Here is a 20786-nt window from a genome sequence, read left to right on the forward strand (position 1 = left end):
TTAAAAGTTAAATCATGATCCCCCTCCGACTAGACATAGAAGGCCTATACTCTTACAAGGAAAAACAAACGATAGATTTTACCCAGTTGACTGCTGCGGGTCTATTCGGAATTTTTGGCGCCGTAGGCAGTGGTAAATCTTCTATTTTGGAAGCCATACTCCTAGCCCTCTATGGCAGTACTGAGCGACTTTCCGACCGTGGTGAGAAAAACAGCATGCTCAACTTGCAATCAGAGGCTTTGCTGATCACTTTTGAATTCCGATCCGGCAAAAACAATTCCCAAACCTACCTGGCCCGCTACTCGGCCAAAAGAAACCCCAAGAATTTTGAGGATGTAAAACCCGCCGAACATACGTTCTACAAAAAATCCGGTGAGCAACTGGAACCCATTTCTGAAGGTGCAGAGCAGATTTTAGGCATGAAAAAGGAACATTTCAAACAGACGGTAATCATACCACAGGGCAAGTTCCGGGAATTCATTGACCTTACCCCCGGCCCAAGGGCCGAGATGATGAAGGAACTGTTTGGTTTGGAACGCTTCGACTTAGCGGCCAAGACAGGAACACTATTGAAGATCACCAGAGAAGAAAAAATCCGCCTGGAAACCCAGTTGCAGGGCTTGGAAGAAATCCATGAGGAGTTATTGAAAGAAAAGGAAACCCTGTTGAAAGCCAACCAGGAGGAAATATTCCAGCAAAAAAACGCCCTTGAATTAGCAGAACAACTTTTCAAAAAACAGGAGATCCTGAAGGAAAAACACCGGGAATGGAAAAACTTCCAAAGCGAATGGGAAAGTTTGGAGGCCAAAAAACCGGAAATCGAATCCAAGAAAAACCAGTGGAAAGACTTCCTCAAAGCCAAAACTTACCTAAAACCAGTTTGGGAGCAATTGAAAGACCAAGAGGCCGATGCTGAAAAAAACAGGATTAGCATCATCGACTGTAGCCGATTCAGGGACAGGTATGCCAAAGAAATTCAGGATCATGAAAAAGAACTTCAGGAACTGAAGGAAAAAGCAGAGCAAAAATCAGCACGGGAAGCCAAAATCCGGGACCTTCAAAAGGTCATTGAGATCAAGGACCTGGAAATAAGCCTTTCCCAATGGGAACAGGCCATGGATAAGCTCCAACCCGCCTTAAGTTCCAGAAGATTGGCCCTACAGCAGATCAGTTCGGAGATACAAAACCTGGAAAAAACACTGGAAAAACAGGGCCCGGCAGATAGCACCTTGCTTGCCGATTGGAAAAGTGCAGCAAAAGAATGGCAGCAGTTGGAAAGTACTATCCACAAAAATCGAGAGGAGCTGACTGCATTGATGAAGAAAATAAGCAGTTGGGAAGAAAAAAGCCAGACCCTCCTTCAATCTCTGCCTCAAGGACATAAAAGCTTTGAAACTGCAATCTCCACTTCCAAAAACCAATTGCAGGAATTGGAAGAGGAAAAAGACAACTTGGGTAAAAAAGCAGGGCTTGCTGCCCATGTGCATCTCTTAGAAGAAGGCAAAGCCTGTCCTTTGTGCGGCTCTCTCTCCCACCCCGATCCACTGGAGGCAGAAAAAGAAAGTCAGACCCTGTCCCTGCTCCAGGAGGACATCCAAAATCTCAAGGAACTTTTGGAAAACCTCCAAACCCAATCCCAACAGCACAGAGAATACAGTATCCACCTCAGCAACTTCAGGGACCAAAAAGACAAACTGAGCGAAGCGTTGGAACAATTGGAAAACCAACTGCAGCTGTTGAGGCAACAATTGACCCTGCAAGGCATTCCTTCTCAAGAGGAGCTGGCGCTTAAAATTACGGAGTCCGAAACCATTATCCGAAAAAAGGAGGAAAGTCTGGAAAAACTTAAAGGTTTAAGAACCCAATGGGAAAAAGAAAGAGGCCTTTTAGAAGAAGAAGAAAGCAGGCTCCGAGCCGCAGAAAATGAATTGGTCGGGGTGCGAAGCAAAATCCTGTCCAAAAAAGAGGAAATCAAGGACCCTGAATTCTGCAAAGCCTTTTATCCAAAAACAAGGGAAGCCATTCAACAAGCCATAGAAAAAGTGGAATGGGACATCCGGGAAACTGCCTTTAAACTTGAAGGAAAACTAAAAGTGCTCCAGGAAACCCGTGACAAAGAAACTACCAACCTGGCCAACTTAAAAAGCTATGAAAAAAACCTGGAAGCTAACCTTCATAAAATCAAGGAGCTGGAGACCCACTTCGAAAACCTAAAAAAGGAGCATGTTTTTAAGGATCAAGAAGCATTGATCGCCCTATTCGACCATTCTTTAGATGCGGACAAAGTAGATGCTGAGATCCGTCAGTTTGAAGACAGGAGGCTTTTGGTAAAAAACAAACTTCAGGAACTGGGAAGTACAGAAGGTCTGACCACATTCAGTGAGGGGGATTTTGTCAGGAGCAGGGAAGCTTTAAAGGAAAGCCAGGCACGTTTTGCCCAAATCCAAAAATCACAGGCCCTTTTGGAACAGGAAGTCAAAACCATCCAATCCAGATTGAAGGAAAAAAAGGACTTACAGGGGTTATTTGCAAAGGTGGAAAACAGGGAGTCCAACCTCAAGGAACTGGAAAAACTCTTCAAGGGCAGTGGTTTTGTAAAGTACGTCAGCAGCATTTACCTGAAGGAGCTCTGCCATACCGCCAATGTGCGCTTTATGAAGCTGACCAAAAACAGCCTGAGTCTGGACATTGACGACAACAATACCTTCTGGGTGATTGACTACCTTAACGGGGGCAAGAGGCGTCTGCTCAAAACCCTTTCCGGAGGACAGACTTTCCAGGCCTCTTTATGTCTGGCATTGGCTTTGGCAGAAAAAGTCAAGTCGCTCAATCAGGCCGACCAATCCTTCTTCTTTTTAGATGAAGGCTTCGGTGCCCTGGACAAAACCTCATTGAGAATAGTTTTCGAAACCCTCAAAGCCCTGCGGCATGAGAACCGAATAGTTGGCATCATTTCCCATGTGGAAGAATTGCAGCAGGAAATCGGCGTCTATGCCAAGGTGGAACTGGATGCTGAGAGGGGAAGTTTGGTAGGGTATTCTTTTTAGGGGCAAGACGTGAGAAGCGAGAGTTTAGAGGCGAGAAGCGAGAGAAAAGAAACAAGAGGCAAGAATCATGTTCTTCCCTGAATAGCGTTGACCGTTTGGTTCAACATTCATTAAATATTTCCATCGGGCAATCATGAGCCAGAGGTTCTTCTCTTGGGCAAACTTCGAAGGGGCTCGATGCCCCTAAGAAGTTTTTTCTTCCTTCGGTATAAACAATCACCGTCGGTCTTTCTTGGGCTTTTAAATTTAGTATATTTTTATAAAATCCCATGGGGGTGTATTTCATTTTAAATCCCCTGTGTAGTCTTATGCTGTTGTAGTTGGCTACAGCTTTCGCCACTTTTCTTTTCAGGTCGCTGAAATCTTTGATTATCCACCTTTTGAGGTATTCATTTTTTATGATTCCATTGATTCGTTCTGCGTAGGGGTTTTCCCATGCGATATTTCCCATACTGATATGGATATTGTTTTTGTTGAGCAAGGAGGTGTATTCTTTACTACTGTACTGGGAACCTTTATCTGAGTGGTGGATCAGGCCCCAAGGCTGGTATCTCAAAGTACTGAGGGCCATTTTCATAGCTTTGATATTACCTTCTGTGCGCAAGTTGTCGTTGACCGAATATCCCACGATGATCCTGGTATAAACATCAATAATGAAGACCAAATAATAGAATTCACCATTGAGGTAAAAGTAAGTGATATCGGTTTGGATGACCTGAAAAGGTCTGTTTATGGCCATACCTTCGATAAGGTTTGGATAAGAATAAAGGCCTGCGTAAGTGGTTTTCTGGTAGTTTTTTATTTTTTTGATACCATATCCCATTTCCATGAAAATTTCACAGAATTGATCCCTTCCCATGAATTCGGGTTTCAATGTATAATACATTTTTTCGACCCCACATCCTGGATGGTCTTCCCTGAGCTCATCGGCCAGGATTACCAGTTGGGCAATTTCAAGATCGAATGCTTGCTGCCTTTTTTTGGCTTGTTGAACGGCCTGCTTGGTTACTCCAACAGTCCGATAAAGTTCATTGAGCGAATGGTTTATCATACTTTTGTTGGATTGGAACCACCAGAGTGTGGGGTTTTGGAGTTTTTTTTAATATCGATTGAGTAAGTTTCTTTGGCCAAATCAATCATTTTTTCCAAATAATCAATCATGATCTGTTTTTGGCCAACGGTACGCTCGAGATCTTTGACCTTTTCTTCGAGTTCTTTGAGCCTATTGGTTTGACTGTCTTTCATCTCAATTATCCTGATATTTTTTTCATTATAGGTCGAATACTTATAAATCCAATGATAAATAACTGAGTTCACAATTCCATAATGTCGCTCCATTTGCTGAACTGTCATGATTCCTTTCTCAAAATCATCAACCAACTTACGTTTAAATTCCTCTGAAAATCTACGCTGAGAATTAATCCTTTTTCCTGTTTTTAACATCTTTTTTCTCGGTTAAAAACGGTCAACCTATTTCAGGGAAGGACATCAAGTAGGGAGAAATCGGAGTAAAGTGGGATTTCGAAAGGCGGATTTCGGAGATTGGAAACATTAAGGTTTAAGGAGTTCTTTTAGGAAAAACCTTTAAAAACTTAGCAGGCCATCTATTTTCAAAGACTTTTCATTGTCACCTCGACGTAGGAGAGGTCTATATGAAGGCGAAAGCGCGATTTTGGAAGTGGAGACAGACATGAAGAATTTAAGGGATTTAAGGGGTTCATTAAGGAAATGGGATGTGAAAAGGTTGTGGCATCGTCACCAAACAGGTTGAACATTTTACGCTGAAAGCGTCCAATACCTTTTTATGTTATTTGCCCGGGGCAGCAGCCCGGGGAAGCATGAAAAAGATCTTTCCGGTAATCCCAACTCCAGAAGGAGTTGAATTAGAAAATGGTATGTCGGAAGGCATGACCTAAATCTTGGCCCGGTAAATTATTGCAGGGTTGGAATATGACATGGGAAAAGGGGAAGTGCCGTAGGTACGCCCGACAAGAAGACGAATCTAGAAAGGCAGATTTCAGCAAAGGACTGATGGGCCGTCCCGTAATAGCCCAGGGCTCAGCCCTGGGCAAATTGACATTACCAGATAACCCAGGGGTCTGAAGGACCGATCAAAAGGGATAATTTGAAACGGAAATTTCCAAAAATTAAAAATTAATATAAATAAGTCCCGAGATCTGGCTGATCAGAAAAAGCAAGAGGTAAAGCCTTTTATCCATATCAAAACGAAATACAATAAAAACGGAAAAAAAAATTTCTCGAGGTTAAATAATTCATGCTTCAAAATCCTGAAATTAACTGAGATCTACAAACAATACTTCAAAATTTAGTTTATTTGCAAAGTTATTTGGGATTTATTGCAAGGGATGGCTTTCTGTTTTTCAACAAAGCAGCAAACAATGAAACCGAGGAGGATTTTTGTACTTTATATAAACTTCGGTTGGAGCAATAAAAAATACTTACCATATTGAGTTAATTTACTCAATATGGTAAGTAAATTTATAAAAGCACAATTTATAATTTGATTATCAATAAGTTAAACTAATATTTTTAAGAAATATTAACCAAAAAAGACAGCCAATAGAGCTGTCTTTTTTAAAATAAATCCGATACATCCATTTGTAAAAACTCCTGCCAAGGAATCCCACCTGAACCTATCACTAATGCTTTGTCAGGGTTGAATTTTTCTTTGAAAGCAATCAAACCTGTCAATCGCCCTGTATGCCCGGATTTTACTTCCAGCCCGATGACTTTTTTCTTGTATTCCAAAACAAAATCCACCTCGTCATTCCCCTCCTTCCAGTAATAGAGTGAAAGCTTTTTGTCTTTAAATACCTGATTGACCAAATGTGCACCCACAGCCGACTCTACCCACCTTCCCCAAATTTTGGGGGATTCCAGTAGCGTATCCAAACTTTCATCGGATATCCCGGACATGATGGCGGTATTATGGACCTGAAATTTGGGGCTTGAAGCACGCTTCCTTACCATATTGGGACTGTATTTCTCAAGTCCACCAAGAAGTCCTGCATCATTCAGGAGTCCAAGGTAATTTGCCAAAGTGGTGGTGTTGCCCGCTTCAGTCAATTGTCCCATAATCTTGGTAAAACTCAACACCTGACCCGAATAGGAAGAGCCCAACTCAAAGAGCCGCTTCATCAGGGCAGGTTTATCCACGCGGGTCAACATCAGGATGTCTTTGGAAATGCTGGTTTCCAACAATGCGTCACGGACATAGCTTTTCCATCGGTCTTCATCATCTTTTAGCGTGATGGCTCCCGGATAGCCCCCAAACCATACAAATTCCTCAGCTGTCAAACCAAAAGCATCCTTCATTTCCCTATAAGACCAATGTCCCAAGTAAGTAGCCTCAAATCTTCCAGCCAAGGACTCTGTCAGCCCCTGCTGCAGCATCAGACGCGAAGACCCCAATAGTACCAAGCGGATATCCCGCTCATCGGCACTGTCTTTATCCCACTCTGCCTTGACCTGCTCACTCCAATTATCAATTTTCTGAACCTCATCGATCACCAACAAAAATGGTTGGTCAGCCTGCTTGGCCTGTTGGAACCTGGCTGCTTCCCATTGTTGGGCAATCCACAACTTATCCCTTGCCGGGACAGCATCCGCAGCTACCAATTGCGCAGGGTATTTAAGCTCCCTCATCACCTGTCGGACCAAGGTTGTTTTCCCCACCTGTCTAGGACCATATACCACCTGTATAAACCTCCTAGGTTCATCTTTGAGTCTCTTGAGAAGTATTTTTTTATCTACCCTTTGATAAGACATACTATTGAAAATTAATGAATTGCCAATTTAATCATTCAATTACGTAATTCTACTCATTTTATTGAGTAATTTTTCATTTTATGACATAAAATATTGATAAACATGCATTTATAAAATAATTTTTAGACCCAAAAAGTAGAAAAAATTATACTTATTATTATCATTCAAATAGTTCAAGGTATTCAATCTTAACCCAATTACCATACGCTTGAAACCACTCAACATCCCTAACTTAATCGTAACCATTTAAAAACACTGGATTTCAGCAAATCCTCTAATTTTACAAAAAAATTCAAAAGCCCAATGAAAAAGCTCCAAATCCTTCTAATCGTCCTGTTTTTCAACTCCTTAGCACTTGCCCAAGAAAAAGCCAGTGGCATAGTTTATGAAGACCTTAATAGAAATGGGAAAAAAGAAAGAAGGGAAAAAGGAATTCCGGGTGTAGCTGTTTCCAATGGAATCCAGGTGGTGCTTACTGATGAAAAGGGGAAGTACGAAATCCCGATTGCTGAACACCAAACCCTTTTTGTCATCAAACCATCTGACCATAATCTCCCTTATGATGAAAACAATATCCCACAGTTTTATTATATCCACAAGCCAAATGGATCACCTTCTGGCCTGAACTATCCTGGCGTCCCACCTTCTGGGCCATTACCAAAATCGGTGGATTTTGGTTTATATCCTTCTGAAAAACAGTCCTCCTTTACTGCCTTGATCTTTGGAGATCCGCAACCTTATAATGAAAGGGAATTAGCCTGGTTCTATGAAGGAATAGTGAAAGAGGTAGAAGGTTTAAAAGGCATTAGTTTTGGTGCTTCTTTGGGTGACATTGTAGGAGATAGACCTGACTTTTTCCCAGCCTATAAAGACATCATAGGTAAGGTTGGTGTTCCTTGGTATCAGGTTATGGGAAATCACGACATGAATTTTGATGCTAGTTCAGATGAATTCAGTGATGAATCTTTTACCGCTGCCTTTGGTCCTGCCACTTATGCTTTCAATCATGGAGACGCTCATTTTATCGTCTTAGAAAATATTCTTTACCCAGATCCAAGGGATGGACAGGGCTATTGGGGAGGTCTTAGAAAGGACCAGCTTGCTTTTGTAGAAAACAATTTAAAATTCGTCCCAAAAGACAAGTTAGTGGTCTTATTGATGCATATCCCACTTTTTGAAGAAAATGGAGATAGTTTCCGTGATGCAGATCGGGAAAAAATTTTGGAGCTTATCTCGCCCTTTTCAAATACCCTATCTCTTTCAGCGCATACGCATTATATGAAGCAGACTTTTTTTGGAAAAGAAGATGGATATAATCAAGTAAAACCCCATCACCACTTCAATATTGGTACTCCATCCGGAGATTGGTACAGTGGAAAAATATTAGCAGATGGAACTCCCGCTTCCACCATGCGTGATGGATCTCCTAAAGGGTATGTGTTTTTGGAGATAGATGGTAACACCTACCAAACCAAATACAAAGCAGCAGGGAAGTCTTCAGAACACCAATTGAATATTCACGCTCCAAAAATCTTGATCGAGGGAGTGAGAACTACAGCGCAAATCGTTGCTAATTTTTTCACCGGTACCGCACAGAACGAGGTTAAATTTAGAATCAACCAAGGAGAATGGAAAACCATGTATAACTATGAAGGAACAGACCCAAGTTTTTGGCTGGAAATTTTGGAATGGGACACTACTGAAGAATATATTCCAGGTAGAAGGCCTTCCAACCCTGCTTTAACAGATCATCTCTGGAGAGCTAGCATGCCGGGGGATTTATCTGCGGGGGAGTACATCATTGAAGTCGAGGCAACTGACATGTTCGGAAAGAAGCATACGGCTAAGCATTCCTTCCAAGTCATCAAACAGCCATAAAAAGAATGTCCGAACAGAAAATTCTGCCCGGACATTTTATAGTTCGTTTAGTATTGAATTTATTTCAAGATATTCTCATTTACCCAGTTAACCTCTGCCTCCCTGATGGTATGCAGGGTATCCTGAAAAATCAAGGTTTTGACCTGCGCACCCATTTTTTCAAATTGAGCCGCAGATTCTTCAATTCTGGATAAGGGAACATGCATGTCCTGTTGGCTTGAGCCGAAGAATACCGGACAACCGTCAAAATCACCCTTATATTTAGTAGGGTTAAACTTCTCACCAATCAAACCACCTGTAAAGGCAATCACCCCACCCCATTTTTGGGCATATTGGGCACTATATTCCAAAGAAAGGCAAGCTCCCTGTGAAAAGCCTATAAAATAAATCTGCTCTGATGAAAACCCTTTAGATTTCAAATCCTCCACGATCCCATCCAAAGTTTTCAATGAATTGGAAAAAGCGGGCTCATTGTTTTGATCAGGAGCCATGAAGCTATAAGGATACCAGGTATTCCCTGGAGCCTGTGGAGCGACCAAAGCAAATTCATCCAAATGAAGGTGATCAGCCAGTCCTAAAATACTGGCAGTATTACCTCCCCTGCCATGTACCATTATGGCAACCTTTTCAGCCTCTTCCAATGGCTTCCCTTTATACACTATATCAGGCATATTTTTCAAGGTTAATCGTTACTTTGGCCAGGCTTTTTTCAATCCTTTCTCTGTGAGGCTCTGCCCATAAAGGCAGCTTCAATGCCTCTCCAAGAAGCTTTTCATCCTCATCTATGGCAAACCCTGGCTCATCTGTTGCAATTTCAAACAAAACTCCTCCCGGCTCACGGAAATAAATGGATTTGAAGTAGTTTCTATCCTTTACTTCAGTAACATGATAGCCATTATCAAGAAGTTTTTTCTGGATTTTCAATTGGGTAGCCTCATTATCTGTCCTAAAGGCAATATGGTGTACAGTACCTGCACTTTGAATTCCTTGACGCCCGTCTTTATCCACTACTATGTCAACAATATCTCCCGGCTTTCCTTCTGTACCATACCTATATCTACCCTGTTCTTCAGCAATGAACTTGTAATCCATAAATTGGGTGAGCAATTTTTCAGTAAGTTCTTTTGCTTTAAGATTCAAGGTCGCCCCATAAAAACCCCTTATCGAATACTCCAAAGGTATTGTTCCATAAGTCCAACCTTTTCTTGAATCCCGATCATTGGCGATAAGCTCAATTCCCATCCCATCATGGTCTTCAAACCTGAGGACCTTTTCTCCAAATCTAGTGAGTGGAGTAGAAGTTGGAATATTGAATTGGGCCAAACGGTCCATCCAAAAAGAAAGAGATTGGCTTGAAATAGAAAATGCTGTGTAAGTCAGTTCACCTGTCCCTTTGGTCCCTTTTCTGGCACCATCAAAGGGGAATGTAGTAAAGACCGTTCCCGGCGCACCCAACTCATCTCCAAAATAGAAATGATAAACATCAGGCGCATCAAAGTTAATGGTCTTCTTAACCATCCTCAGGCCTAAAATCCCGGTATAAAAATCAATGTTTTTTTGGGGATTGCCTGCAATAGCGGTGATATGATGGATACCAGTGATTAGTGTAGACATGATAGTGAATTTATTTGATTATTTTTGACTAAATGAATGATTGATTATGGTTACCGGGGGACATCAGCAACAGTATGCCCCACCGACAACCTTGTTTAATCAACTCAACCAAACACCTAATTATTGCTTAACGAGCTGAACGCTCAAAAGGATTCTAACCTGATCAGAAACAACTACGCTTCCTGCTTCAGTCACAGCGTTCCACATCAAACCGAATTCTTTTCTGGAAATTTTACCTTCGATCTCGAAACCTGCTTTGGTATTGCCATAAGGGTCAGTGGCCACACCTCCAAAGTCCACATCCATTGTTACTGTTTTGGTGATATCCCTGATGGTCAAATCTCCTTTAAGGGTACTTCCTTCCAATACACCGGAGAAAGTCATTTTTGGAAATTTCTCGGCATTGAAGAAATCATCAGACTTCAAATGTCCATCTCTGTCAGACTGATTGGTATCAATACTGTCTATGTCAGCAGAAAATGAGACTTTAGCACCATTGAAATCATCAGAAGTGGTTTCAGCAGCACCTTCAAACTTTCTAAAATAACCGGTTACCGTTGAGATCACCAGGTGTTTTACTTTAAATGAAACTTCGGAATGTGTTGGGTCGATCACCCATTTTGCAGTTGTACTCATAGCTTTGTTTGTTTATTTGTTTTAAGTGAATCTTAAATCCTTATATACATTAATTGTCTATACACTGAATTGTTTAAATTTTTTATCCCCTAAGCTTATCCAAAAGAAAATTCAATTGTTCCACCTCTTCCTCAGTTAACTGAACCAGCTCACGGTTGAGCTTGTAAATGGCGCTTTCCAATTTCTCTAGAACTTCAAGCCCTTTTGGGGTAATAAGAATATCAACCTGCCTCCTATCTGTCGGACATTCTTCCCTGACCACCAGATTTTTCTGCTTGAGCTTTTCCACCAATCGGGAGGCATTGGACATCTTGTTCAACATCCTGTCCTGAATGGAGGATACCGTGATCGGGTTTCCATTTTGTCCCCGAAGTATCCTGAGCACATTGTACTGCTCTGGAGATAGCCCAAATGGCTTGAAAAGGTTGCTCTGCTTGGAAACAATATGACTGTGGGTAAATAACAAATTTACTACGGCCTTATTGTATGAGTCTTTGAATTCCTTTTGCTTGATTGCCTCCTCAATTTTCATGGGATAAACTGTTTATGTATTTAATGTATATACATACAAATGTATAAAAAAGTTCAGTAGCCTGTTTCTTTTTTTCAAAATTTCTTCAAAAGATCAGGAAAATTGCTCTAACCATTCGCTGATAAGCTTATTGATCTCATCAGGTTTTTCTATACAACTGCTATGGCCTGCCCCCGGAACCATATGGAGTACTGCGTTGGGAATGGACATTTGTATGAATTTGGCTTTTTCAGGCTTTGTGGCTACATCCTCATCTCCTACCACCACCATGGTCGGGCATTGGATGTTTCGGATTTCTTCTTCCACCCCTTTTCGGTAGATTACCGCTTCCACGGATCTTGTGATAGATCTTTTGTTAGATTGCAGCTCTTTGATCCACTTTTTGTAGGCTTCTTTATTTTTTGGGTTCTCTAACCAACTTTGGGCAAACATGATTTTCATTACTTCCTTGGCGACTTTGGGAATCACACCAAACCATTTCACAATACCATTTAGAAACTTGTATTTCGGAAGGTTTTCTACAGGTTCAGGATTGGCTGAGGTTTCAAGGAGTATCAGGCTTTTGATTTTGTCCGGATACCTTGCCGCAAGGCGCATGCCTACAAAACCTCCCATAGAAAGGCCAACAAAATGTACCGGTTTTCCCGCTATTTGATCAATGAGCTCCAGGGCATCTTGTGTCAGCATGTCCATGTCATAAGGTCCTTCAGTTACCTCAGACTGTCCTTGCCCCCTGTGGTCATAGGCCATTACGGTGTACTTTTTCTTAAAAAAATCAATCTGTGACTCAAACATTTTATGGCTCCACAAAAGCCCATGGGAAAAAACAATAGTTTCAGCCCCATTGCCTTCTTTGACATAGTAGAGTTTCGTGTTGTTGACTTGAATCAGAGGCATAATATTCTATTTTTTTTGCAACGGCTAAGCAAGGTTAATCCAATCCAGCTTTCAAAACTGATCATTCCCAATCAAGGCCAGGCTGCTTCAATTTTCGGGAAGCTTCTCTTGCCTTATGTTGGTTCACAATTGTACGCACATCTTCAAGGAGTTGTTTAGCATCATAGACAATTCCATCCTTAACGGTATACTTTACTCCCCCTACCCTGATAGGCTCATTGCTGTCATTGATCCTTATCGCACCTGTTCCATACAAAACTTTCAGGTTCTGAAGAGGATTTTCTTCCAAAATCACAAAGTCAGCTAGCTTTCCAACCTCCACAGAACCGATTTCCTTTTCCATACCGATGGCTTCAGCAGCCTTGAGTGTGGATGCCCGGATCACCTCAAGAGGATGGAATCCTGCCTCCCTTAGCATCTCCATTTCACGTATATAAGCAAATCCATACAGCTGATAAATGAATCCGGAATCTGAACCCGTGACCACCCTTCCCCCTCTGTTTTTGTATTCATTGATAAAAGTCATCCAAAGTTGGTAATTCTCCTTCCACTGGATTTCCTCCTCTGTGGTCCAGTCAAACCAATAGGAACCATGGGACTCCCTGTTGGGGCTGTAAAACCTCCATAAAGAAGGCAAAGTATATTCGTCATGCCATTCCGCCCTCCTTGTTCTCATCAGATCCCTGTTTGCCTCATAAATATTGAAAGTGGGTACAATGGTAAAATCCAGGTCCAACAATTCCTGCATCACCTTATTCCAATGATCAGAATAGGGAGCCGCTGCTTGCTTCCATAACTTTCCTGCTTCGGCAAACCGGTGCTGCTCATTCTGATAATTATAATCCAGGCGGTAATCCTGAATGGTCCTATCTGTAAACAATGCCTCCGGAAGTCCATACCAATGCTCCATCGTAGTCAGACCCGCCCTGGCTGAATGCAGCACATTCCACCTCGCCACGTCCATTTGAGCATGGTGCATAGCAGAACGGAGACCTATCCTTTTGTTTTCTTCCAAGGCTGCCTGCATCACTTCAGGCTTTGCACCAAAAAATTTAATGCCATCTCCTCCCCTTCTCTTGTTTTCGTTGACCCAAGCCTTTGCTTCTTCAGCAGTAGTGATAGGTTTGGTAGCACCTTGTCCAAAAACCGTGTAAGCCAATAACCTTGGCGCAGTGATCGTATTGGTGGAGGATTTTCTTTTATGGTCCAACACCCAATCCAAACCATTGCTGGCGGCAGGATCCCTGACTGTGGTGATCCCATGGGCCATCCAAAGCTTAAAAACATATTCAGCCGGAGTTCCCTGACCTGTCCCTCCAACATGCCCATGCATATCTATAAAACCTGGCAACAGGTAATGCCCTTCGAGATCCATAACTTTATCATTTGCCCCTGCCTGAGGCCTTCGGTCCTCTTTAATAGGCAAACCGGGATACCCCACCACCCTTACATCCATGATTTTATTTTTCTCCACCACGATATCGACCGGCCCGATAGGAGGTGCTCCGGTTCCATCAATCAAAGTCACACCGCGGACAATCAATTTATTGTAAGGCCCCTCTCCTTCTTTTCTTTCGGGAGCTGGCATAATTTGGGAAAATATCCCAAAGGGAAAGGCCATCAGGCCCAAAAACAACAGGATCAAAGATTTCTTCATAGTAAATATGTGCTTAATAGGGTTAAAATACTGATTTCACAGGTAATAAAAAAACCGCTTATCCTTTTGCAGAAAAGCGGTCTGAAGATCTATCGTTTTTACCTAAAAGCACTAATTCCTAAAAGTATAGCGAATCCCTACGTTTGCTCTTAAGTTAATAAACTCACTTTCCAGGAAAACATTGGGAGAAGCTTCCAATAAAATAGCCAGCCTTCTGTGGTTTTCAAATGGCATGATACTGAAGCCAACAGGTAAACCTAACCGGATACCTCCATCGAAATAATAGCCTGCCATAAAACCGACATGAAAATTGAACCAATCATCTTGAAATAAATTCCTATGAATGGCACCTTCCACACCAAAATTTGTCTCCAATAGATCAGTAGCCTGAAACCGGAAATCCCCAAAATACTTTTGGTTCAAATCAGTACCAATCGCTACTTGACCAACCAATCCTGAATGATAAATCCCCACATGGGTAGGCCTAAGCTTGCTTTGTGCCTCAGCTTGAATACAAATGAAAGTTGAAAATGCAACCAGAAAGAAAAAGGATTTAAGAAAATTCATACCATTTAAAATTTAGACATTCAGCTAAGGTAATAGTTTTTTTGTTTCGGCAAAACTATTGTTTTCAATGGTACATGGTTTGACGCAATCTTTCTTCATCCTGCATAAGAAATCCTACCAGGCGGCATCCTCACGCTAAACTAACATGAAATCCCTTGGTTTTGATCCAAGCGCTGACTTCCTTCAAGCCGGCACCCTATCAAGCCCTTAAAATCTCCATCGGAGCCATCTTGATGATTTTTCTCCCATTAAGCCAGCCCAATACCACTGTCAAGAGTGTAATGGCCAAATAAATTACCAAAGCCTCCTCATATGCTCCCCTAAAAGGCAATTCAAAGACAAAACGGCTTAACAAAAAGGTGGCCAAAAAGGACAATAAAATCCCGCTTAAGGAAGCAAGGGAACCCAAAAAGAAATATTCAAGGGTATTGATCTTGCTGACGGTTCCACTGCTTGCCCCAATAGTCCTCAACAAAATACTTTCCCGCATCCTTTGGTATTTGCTGATAATCAAGGAGGAAATCAGCACAAGTATTCCCGTCACAATACTGAAAAAGGCCATAAATTGAATCACAAAACTGATTTTGCCCAAGATCTCTTCCAGGGTTTCAACTATTGCTCCTAAATTGATGACAGAAATATTGGGAAATTCCCGGACCACTTCCGCCTGCACATCTGCTGCCTGCCTGTCATTTTTCGTCTTGGTGATCAGGACATGGAATTTAGGTGCATTGTTCAGCACATTTTCAGGAAAAAGCACCAAAAAATTGGTCGAAACCTGATTGAATTTAACATCCCTGAAACTGCCCACATAAGTTTTGATGGGTCTGCCCTGAACATTAAAAACAATCTCATCTCCCAATTTGATGCCAGTGCGCATGGCATATCCTTGGTCCACTGAAATAAATACCGAGTCACCCGCCTGCTTGACTTGTCTCAACTCCCCTCTGACCAAGCGCTCCGAGCTGATCAAGGTATCCCTGTAAGTCACCCGGAATTCCCGATTATAAAGTCCTCTTGATCTCCGCTCATTTTCCGGCAAAGTATCGTTGGCTTTTTTGGTAAGGCCATTGATAGACTCTAGGCCCATGGTCACAATTGGCACCTGCTGCAATATCGGAAGGCCTTTGGACCTGATCTTTTCAGCGACTGCATCAATCTGATGACTCTGAATATCAAAAAGCAGCATATTGGGCTGATCTTCTTTATCAGCAAACTTGGCTTCATCCAACAACTGATTCTGCACAAAAAATAAGGTACTGATCATCGCTGTGCCCAGCCCTATGGTGGCAATCAAAGACACCGTCTGATTGTTTGGTCGGTACAGATTGGCAAGAGATTGTCTGACCGTGTACCGCAAACTGATGGGAAGAGACCTTCTGATGAGCCACATTATTCCCAATGCAACCGACCACAAAGCGAGAAATGCGAGAATAACAAATCCTGTAAAACCTAAGGCTTCCTTCCAGCCATTGAGCAGGTAAAAGCTGAAGCCGAACACAAACAAAATGATCCCGGCAATCACCCCCCATCTCCAGGCATCCTTTTTGATACTGGTGTCACCTTCTTCCGGTCTCAAAGTTGCCATAGGTGATACCTTCCTGATTTTCAAAAGGGGTAAAAGCGCGAAAAGCATGGCAACCAAAATTCCCGTAACAATACCAAAGGCCACACTCTTCCAGGAAACCTGAACGGTTACATCCACGGGTAGAAAATCAGCAAAAACCACCGGCAAAATAAACTGAAGAATGGAGCCCAAAAATGCCCCAAGCACCGCCCCTATCAAACCCATAATGAGAATCTGAAATAGGTATATGGTAATTGCAGTACCTGCAGATACGCCAAGACACCTCAATACCGCAACAGAGGGCAGCTTTTCTTTGACAAAAACATTGACAGCACTGGCTACTCCTACACAACCTAAAAGCAGGGCAATGAAAGCCACCAAGCTCAGAAAACTGGCAAGATTCTCAAAAGAACGGCCAGTTCTTCTCCTTCTTTCATCTACCGAATCTGCATCAATTCTCGCTTCTTCCCATTCTGTTTCATAGCTTTTGATCAATTCATCCGCATTGACCTCATCAGGAAATTCATAATACCTCTCATACCTCAAACGGCTTCCATATTGGATCAGCCCTGTTGCTTCCACATATTCCATGGGAATGTAAACTGCTGGAGCAACTGTCGCGGTGATGCCCGTCTGACCCGGTGCTTTCTGGAGTTCTCCCTCAATCACAAAAGTCAACTCTCCCACTTTGATACTATCCCCAACGGAAGCATTGAACTGGGCCAGAAGGATTTTTTCTACCAGTGCTTTTCTTCCTCCCTCACGGAAAGTGGTCTCTGCCTCCAAAGGTGTTGTCTCAAGCTTTCCGTAAAAAGGGAAATCCCCTTCCAATGCCCTAACCTGGGTCAATCGGCTTTCGCCTGTTGATGGGAAGACCACCATGCTGGCAAAGTTTACCTCATTGGCCACCTGCAGAGCCAGGCTATCTGGACCTTGAGGCCCCATAGGACTGCTTTTGCTCAGCACCAAGTCTGCCCCCACGAGTTCTTTGGATTGTTTATCAATGTCCTTTTTAAGATTTTCTCCAAAAGAACTAATACCCACGAGTGCGGCAATGCCTACCACCATGGATGACGTAAAGAGCAGTAGCCTTGAGAAATTCTTCCTGAAATCCCTGAAGGCCATTTTGATTATCCAAGAAAAATCAAACATGGGTATCCTCCTGAATTCTTCCTCCTTTTATCTGAATGATTCTATTGGTCCTTTTTGCGAGTTCGGGGTCATGGGTGACCAATACCAAAGTTGTACCCTGTTCCTTATTCAGCTCAAAAATCAGGTCTTCAATCATATCTCCTGTTTCCGTGTCCAAATTTCCCGTAGGTTCATCTGCAAAAAGTATTTTGGGTTCATTGGCAAATGCCCTGGCAATGGAAACCCGCTGTTGTTCTCCCCCGGAAAGCTGTGTAGGATAGTGGGTCAACCTGTCCCCTAATCCGACTTTCTCCAAAAGTGCGGCGGCCTTTTCCCTGGCATCTTTTCTTTTTTTAAGTTCAAGCGGCACCATGACATTTTCCAAGGCAGTCAGGGTAGGCAAAAGCTGAAAATTTTGGAAAATAAAGCCCACATACTGATTCCTGATGGCTGCTCTTTGGTCCTCAGATAATTTTTCAAAAGCATTTCCATTCAAAACTACAGAGCCTTCTGTAGCAGAATCCAAACCTGCGCACAGCCCCAGCAAGGTAGTTTTCCCGCTTCCTGAAGGACCAACTATAGCTATGCTTTCCCCTGGCTCAATTTCGAAGTTCACACTGTCCAAAACAGTAAGTTTTCTGCTTCCACTTTGGTAGGTTTTGGAAACTTTTTTTACACTTAATACGCTCATGAAATGATGGAATATGCTGATTTTTGAAACTTAACAATTTGAAACGGATAAAAGGTTTATTCCGTTGGAAATAAAGATAACAGGAAAGGATGAGCTTTGTCTCTTTTGCTTTGAAAATTGTAAATTTGGAGAGGAACCATCAAAAAATAACTTCCCACCAACAAAGTAACCTCCTTTCACAATAGCTCATATCATGATAAGAAAAATTTCAATCCTGCTTACACTGACCATTTCCATTTTTTCATGTTCATCCCCAAAGGAAGAAAAATCCACTGAGGCAACTACCGCTCAAGAGGTTAAAGAAGAAGGACCCAAAAAATTGATTCTTTTTTACGGAAACAGCCTGACAGCAGGTTATGGCATCGAGGCAGAAGATGCTTTCCCCGGTTTGGTGCAGCATGCCATCGACAGCCTGGGCATGAATTACAAGGTTATCAATGCCGGGCTAAGCGGGGACACTTCTGCCAGTGGACTTACCAGGCTGGATTGGTTCCTGGAAGAAGAGCCTGCCATTTTTGTATTGGAACTTGGAGCAAATGATGGACTCAGAGGCATTACCCTCAGCGAAACCAAAAGTAACCTCAAAGCAATTATCCAAAAGGTCAGACAAAAATTCCCTGATACCGTCATCCTTCTTGCTGGAATGCAGATTCCGCCCAATATGGGTCCAGAATACATCAAAGAATTTCAGGAAATGTATCCTGCAATCGCCCAGGAAGAAAATGTACACCTTATTCCGTTTTTATTGGAAGGTGTGGCAGGAAATGCTGACCTTAATTTACCTGACGGCATCCATCCCACAGAAGAAGGACACCGGATTGTATTTGAAACAGTTTGGGAACATTTGAAGGACCTGATCTGACACTCATCACAAACTCTCAGGCCTTGGTAGGTAGAATTTTCACTTGACTATTTCTTACATTCTTGCTGCAGGAATTGACTATGGTAAATCTATTCTCAACAAGTAATTTGAATTGTATTATTTTTTAACAAAATTGTAGTCAGAAAGTCGAAAATTTTATAAAACATGAGTTTTGAAATCATATCTTCCGGAGAGGCTTATGACGTGATCATAGTAGGTTCCGGTGCCGGGGGCGGCATGGCCTCCAAAATCCTTTCTGAGGCAGGCCTTTCCGTCGCCTTGTTGGAAGCTGGGGGGGACTTTGACCCCGCCAAAGAAGAAGACAGGACACAATTGAGGCCACCTTGGGAATCTCCAAGAAGAGGAGCTGGAACCCGCATCAGGCCCTTTGGAGATTTTGATCAGGCCATTGGCGGTTGGGACATTGAGGGAGAACCCTATACAAGGGCTGAAGGAACCTCTTTTGATTGGTTCAGGTCAAGGATGCTGGGAGGAAGGACCAACCACTGGGGAAGGATCTCCTTAAGATTTGGCCCCAATGATTTCAAAAGAAAATCCATTGATGGATTAGGCGACGACTGGCCGATTGGTTATGACGATATTAAGCCATACTATGACAAGGTGGACAAGCTTATCGGGGTATTTGGCTCCAAAGAAGGCATTTACAATGAGCCGGACGGCTTCTTTCTCCCTCCTCCCAAGCCTAGGCTGCACGAGCTCTATTTTATGAAAGGTGCAAAAAAAGCTAATATTCCTGTCATACCTTCCAGACTTTCCATTCTCACCAGGCCTGTCAATAATGAGCGAGGCGTATGCTTTTTCTGTAGCCAATGTAACAGGGCTTGTCAGGCATATGCGGATTTTTCATCAGGAACAGTACTGATCAAACCAGCGATGGCCAAAGGTAAAGTCGATCTCTACACCCATGCCATGGTCAGAACAGTCACTACCGATGAGACGGGAAAAGCCACAGGGGTTTCCTATATCAGCAAGGTAGACATGAAGGAATACAAGGTCAGAGGAAGAGTGGTCGTGCTGGGTGCCTCAGCCTGTGAATCTGCCCGAATCATGTTGAATTCCAAATCCAAATCCCATCCAAACGGAGTAGGAAACAGCAGTGGAATGGTGGGTCGGTACTTACACGATTCCACCGGAGCCGACAGGATGGGAATTTTACCGGAAATGATCGACCGACCAAGGTACAATGAAGACGGTGTAGGCGGCATGCATGTGTATACACCTTGGTGGTTGGAGAACAAGAAACTGGACTTTGCAAGAGGCTATCATATAGAATATTGGGGAGGAATGGGCATACCTTCTTACGGCTTTGGCTCCTCAATGGATACCATGAGAAAATACATCAAAGATGAGTTTGGCAACCCTTCTCCCAATGGAGGATATGGGGAAGGATTGAAAAAAGATATCCGGAAATTATATGGTTCTACCTTGGGGATGTCAGGTAGAGGGGAAAGCATTCCCCAATACAGCAACTACTGTGAGATAGACAATAATGTAGTGGACAAATATGGCATTCCTGTCCTGAAGTTTCATTACAAATGGACGGATCAGGAAATCAAACAGGCGAAACACATGCAGGACACTTTTGAAGAAATCCTCACTGAAGCCGGCGCAATTTTACTTGGCAAAAAACCAGGGCCAGAAACCATGTATGGACTGGCAGCACCCGGCAGAATCATCCATGAAGTAGGAACCACCCGAATGGGGAATAACCCGGCCACTTCTGTACTGAACAGCAACTGTCAGGCCCATGACTGCAAAAACCTTTTTGTGGTGGACGCGGGACCTTTTGTTTCCCAAGCAGATAAAAATCCAACTTGGACCATTTTGGCCTTGGCATGGAGAACCTCGGAATACATTGTTGATGAATTGAAAAAGAAAAACATTTAATACCGGAGCC

General features: G+C 42.7%; 17 protein-coding genes. 5 read left to right on the forward strand and 12 right to left on the reverse strand.

Annotated features, from left to right (window positions below; all coding sequences use genetic code 11):
• The first annotated feature begins 14 nt into the window (after nucleotides 1–14).
• The gene (locus BC751_RS00455) at nucleotides 15–3047 is read left to right on the forward strand and encodes an SbcC/MukB-like Walker B domain-containing protein (protein ID WP_130273829.1); all 3033 of its coding nucleotides are present in this window, start codon (nucleotides 15–17) and stop codon (nucleotides 3045–3047) included.
• 100 nt (nucleotides 3048–3147) lie between these two features.
• Here the strand turns inward: BC751_RS00455 and BC751_RS00460 are convergent, their stop codons facing one another.
• Nucleotides 3148–4098 carry an IS3 family transposase gene (locus BC751_RS00460; protein ID WP_242617320.1) on the reverse strand — a complete coding sequence of 317 codons (951 nt, stop codon included), beginning with the start codon at nucleotides 4096–4098 and terminating at the stop codon, nucleotides 3148–3150.
• Nucleotides 4095–4490 (reverse strand): transposase, encoded by a 396-nt coding sequence (locus BC751_RS00465; protein ID WP_130273830.1) that lies wholly within the window; start codon nucleotides 4488–4490, stop codon nucleotides 4095–4097. Before BC751_RS00465 ends, BC751_RS00460 begins: the two co-directional genes overlap by 4 nt.
• 507 nt (nucleotides 4491–4997) lie before the next feature.
• Here BC751_RS00465 and BC751_RS21815 point away from each other — a divergent pair.
• A complete protein-coding gene (locus BC751_RS21815; protein WP_165389774.1) occupies nucleotides 4998–5150 on the forward strand; it encodes a hypothetical protein in 153 nt (50 codons plus the stop codon).
• A 492-nt stretch (nucleotides 5151–5642) separates the two neighbouring features.
• Here BC751_RS21815 and BC751_RS00470 read toward each other — a convergent pair whose 3' ends face one another.
• Nucleotides 5643–6836: an ATP-binding protein gene (locus BC751_RS00470; protein ID WP_130273831.1), complete on the reverse strand. Its 1194-nt coding sequence runs from the start codon at nucleotides 6834–6836 to the stop codon at nucleotides 5643–5645.
• A gap of 303 nt (nucleotides 6837–7139) precedes the next feature.
• On the opposite strand from BC751_RS00470, the gene BC751_RS00475 reads away from it, so the two are divergent.
• Complete coding sequence (locus tag BC751_RS00475) at nucleotides 7140–8714, forward strand: calcineurin-like phosphoesterase C-terminal domain-containing protein (RefSeq protein WP_130273832.1); 1575 nt, start codon at nucleotides 7140–7142, stop codon at nucleotides 8712–8714.
• Between the two features lie 59 nt (nucleotides 8715–8773).
• Here BC751_RS00475 and BC751_RS00480 read toward each other — a convergent pair whose 3' ends face one another.
• From BC751_RS00480 to BC751_RS00520, 9 genes are all read right to left on the reverse strand, one after another.
• Nucleotides 8774–9385 (reverse strand): alpha/beta hydrolase, encoded by a 612-nt coding sequence (locus BC751_RS00480; RefSeq protein ID WP_130273833.1) that lies wholly within the window; start codon nucleotides 9383–9385, stop codon nucleotides 8774–8776.
• Entirely contained in the window at nucleotides 9378–10328 is a 951-nt protein-coding gene (locus BC751_RS00485; RefSeq protein WP_130273834.1) for a ring-cleaving dioxygenase, read from the reverse strand. The genes BC751_RS00480 and BC751_RS00485 overlap by 8 nt, the downstream gene beginning before the upstream one ends.
• Nucleotides 10329–10448: 120 nt before the next feature.
• Nucleotides 10449–10964 carry a YceI family protein gene (locus tag BC751_RS00490; RefSeq protein ID WP_130273835.1) on the reverse strand — a complete coding sequence of 172 codons (516 nt, stop codon included), beginning with the start codon at nucleotides 10962–10964 and terminating at the stop codon, nucleotides 10449–10451.
• Between the two features lie 82 nt (nucleotides 10965–11046).
• The gene (locus BC751_RS00495) at nucleotides 11047–11496 is read right to left on the reverse strand and encodes a MarR family winged helix-turn-helix transcriptional regulator (RefSeq protein WP_130273836.1); all 450 of its coding nucleotides are present in this window, start codon (nucleotides 11494–11496) and stop codon (nucleotides 11047–11049) included.
• 93 nt (nucleotides 11497–11589) lie between these two features.
• Nucleotides 11590–12393 carry an alpha/beta fold hydrolase gene (locus BC751_RS00500; protein ID WP_130273837.1) on the reverse strand — a complete coding sequence of 268 codons (804 nt, stop codon included), beginning with the start codon at nucleotides 12391–12393 and terminating at the stop codon, nucleotides 11590–11592.
• A 61-nt stretch (nucleotides 12394–12454) separates the two neighbouring features.
• Nucleotides 12455–14050, reverse strand: a complete 1596-nt coding sequence (locus tag BC751_RS00505; protein ID WP_130273838.1) for an amidohydrolase family protein — start codon at nucleotides 14048–14050, stop codon at nucleotides 12455–12457.
• Nucleotides 14051–14161: 111 nt separating this feature from the next.
• Nucleotides 14162–14617: a hypothetical protein gene (locus BC751_RS00510; protein ID WP_130273839.1), complete on the reverse strand. Its 456-nt coding sequence runs from the start codon at nucleotides 14615–14617 to the stop codon at nucleotides 14162–14164.
• Between the two features lie 199 nt (nucleotides 14618–14816).
• Complete coding sequence (locus tag BC751_RS00515) at nucleotides 14817–17336, reverse strand: ABC transporter permease (RefSeq protein WP_130273840.1); 2520 nt, start codon at nucleotides 17334–17336, stop codon at nucleotides 14817–14819.
• The gene (locus BC751_RS00520; RefSeq protein ID WP_130273841.1) at nucleotides 17329–18006 is read right to left on the reverse strand and encodes an ABC transporter ATP-binding protein; all 678 of its coding nucleotides are present in this window, start codon (nucleotides 18004–18006) and stop codon (nucleotides 17329–17331) included. Before BC751_RS00520 ends, BC751_RS00515 begins: the two co-directional genes overlap by 8 nt.
• A 193-nt stretch (nucleotides 18007–18199) precedes the next feature.
• Here BC751_RS00520 and BC751_RS00525 point away from each other — a divergent pair, with 193 nt between their 5' ends.
• A complete protein-coding gene (locus tag BC751_RS00525; RefSeq protein ID WP_130273842.1) occupies nucleotides 18200–18868 on the forward strand; it encodes an arylesterase in 669 nt (222 codons plus the stop codon).
• 165 nt (nucleotides 18869–19033) lie between these two features.
• Nucleotides 19034–20776 carry a GMC family oxidoreductase gene (locus tag BC751_RS00530; protein ID WP_130273843.1) on the forward strand — a complete coding sequence of 581 codons (1743 nt, stop codon included), beginning with the start codon at nucleotides 19034–19036 and terminating at the stop codon, nucleotides 20774–20776.
• The last annotated feature ends 10 nt before the right edge of the window (nucleotides 20777–20786 follow it).

Origin of the sequence: Cecembia calidifontis, from assembly GCF_004216715.1 — a bacterium.
In the GTDB taxonomy this organism is placed as follows: Bacteria; Bacteroidota; Bacteroidia; order Cytophagales; family Cyclobacteriaceae; genus Cecembia_A; species Cecembia_A calidifontis.

Bases quoted from the DNA above. Each gene is read 5' to 3' on its own strand.
- BC751_RS00455 (WP_130273829.1), top strand. From the start codon at position 15: ATGATCCCCCTCCGACTAGACATAGAAGGCCTATACTCTTACAAGGAA.
- BC751_RS00460 (WP_242617320.1), bottom strand. From the start codon at position 4,098: ATGATAAACCATTCGCTCAATGAACTTTATCGGACTGTTGGAGTAACC.
- BC751_RS00465 (WP_130273830.1), bottom strand. From the start codon at position 4,490: ATGTTAAAAACAGGAAAAAGGATTAATTCTCAGCGTAGATTTTCAGAG.
- BC751_RS21815 (WP_165389774.1), top strand. From the start codon at position 4,998: ATGACATGGGAAAAGGGGAAGTGCCGTAGGTACGCCCGACAAGAAGAC.
- BC751_RS00470 (WP_130273831.1), bottom strand. From the start codon at position 6,836: ATGTCTTATCAAAGGGTAGATAAAAAAATACTTCTCAAGAGACTCAAA.
- BC751_RS00475 (WP_130273832.1), top strand. From the start codon at position 7,140: ATGAAAAAGCTCCAAATCCTTCTAATCGTCCTGTTTTTCAACTCCTTA.
- BC751_RS00480 (WP_130273833.1), bottom strand. From the start codon at position 9,385: ATGCCTGATATAGTGTATAAAGGGAAGCCATTGGAAGAGGCTGAAAAG.
- BC751_RS00485 (WP_130273834.1), bottom strand. From the start codon at position 10,328: ATGTCTACACTAATCACTGGTATCCATCATATCACCGCTATTGCAGGC.
- BC751_RS00490 (WP_130273835.1), bottom strand. From the start codon at position 10,964: ATGAGTACAACTGCAAAATGGGTGATCGACCCAACACATTCCGAAGTT.
- BC751_RS00495 (WP_130273836.1), bottom strand. From the start codon at position 11,496: ATGAAAATTGAGGAGGCAATCAAGCAAAAGGAATTCAAAGACTCATAC.
- BC751_RS00500 (WP_130273837.1), bottom strand. From the start codon at position 12,393: ATGCCTCTGATTCAAGTCAACAACACGAAACTCTACTATGTCAAAGAA.
- BC751_RS00505 (WP_130273838.1), bottom strand. From the start codon at position 14,050: ATGAAGAAATCTTTGATCCTGTTGTTTTTGGGCCTGATGGCCTTTCCC.
- BC751_RS00510 (WP_130273839.1), bottom strand. From the start codon at position 14,617: ATGAATTTTCTTAAATCCTTTTTCTTTCTGGTTGCATTTTCAACTTTC.
- BC751_RS00515 (WP_130273840.1), bottom strand. From the start codon at position 17,336: ATGTTTGATTTTTCTTGGATAATCAAAATGGCCTTCAGGGATTTCAGG.
- BC751_RS00520 (WP_130273841.1), bottom strand. From the start codon at position 18,006: ATGAGCGTATTAAGTGTAAAAAAAGTTTCCAAAACCTACCAAAGTGGA.
- BC751_RS00525 (WP_130273842.1), top strand. From the start codon at position 18,200: ATGATAAGAAAAATTTCAATCCTGCTTACACTGACCATTTCCATTTTT.
- BC751_RS00530 (WP_130273843.1), top strand. From the start codon at position 19,034: ATGAGTTTTGAAATCATATCTTCCGGAGAGGCTTATGACGTGATCATA.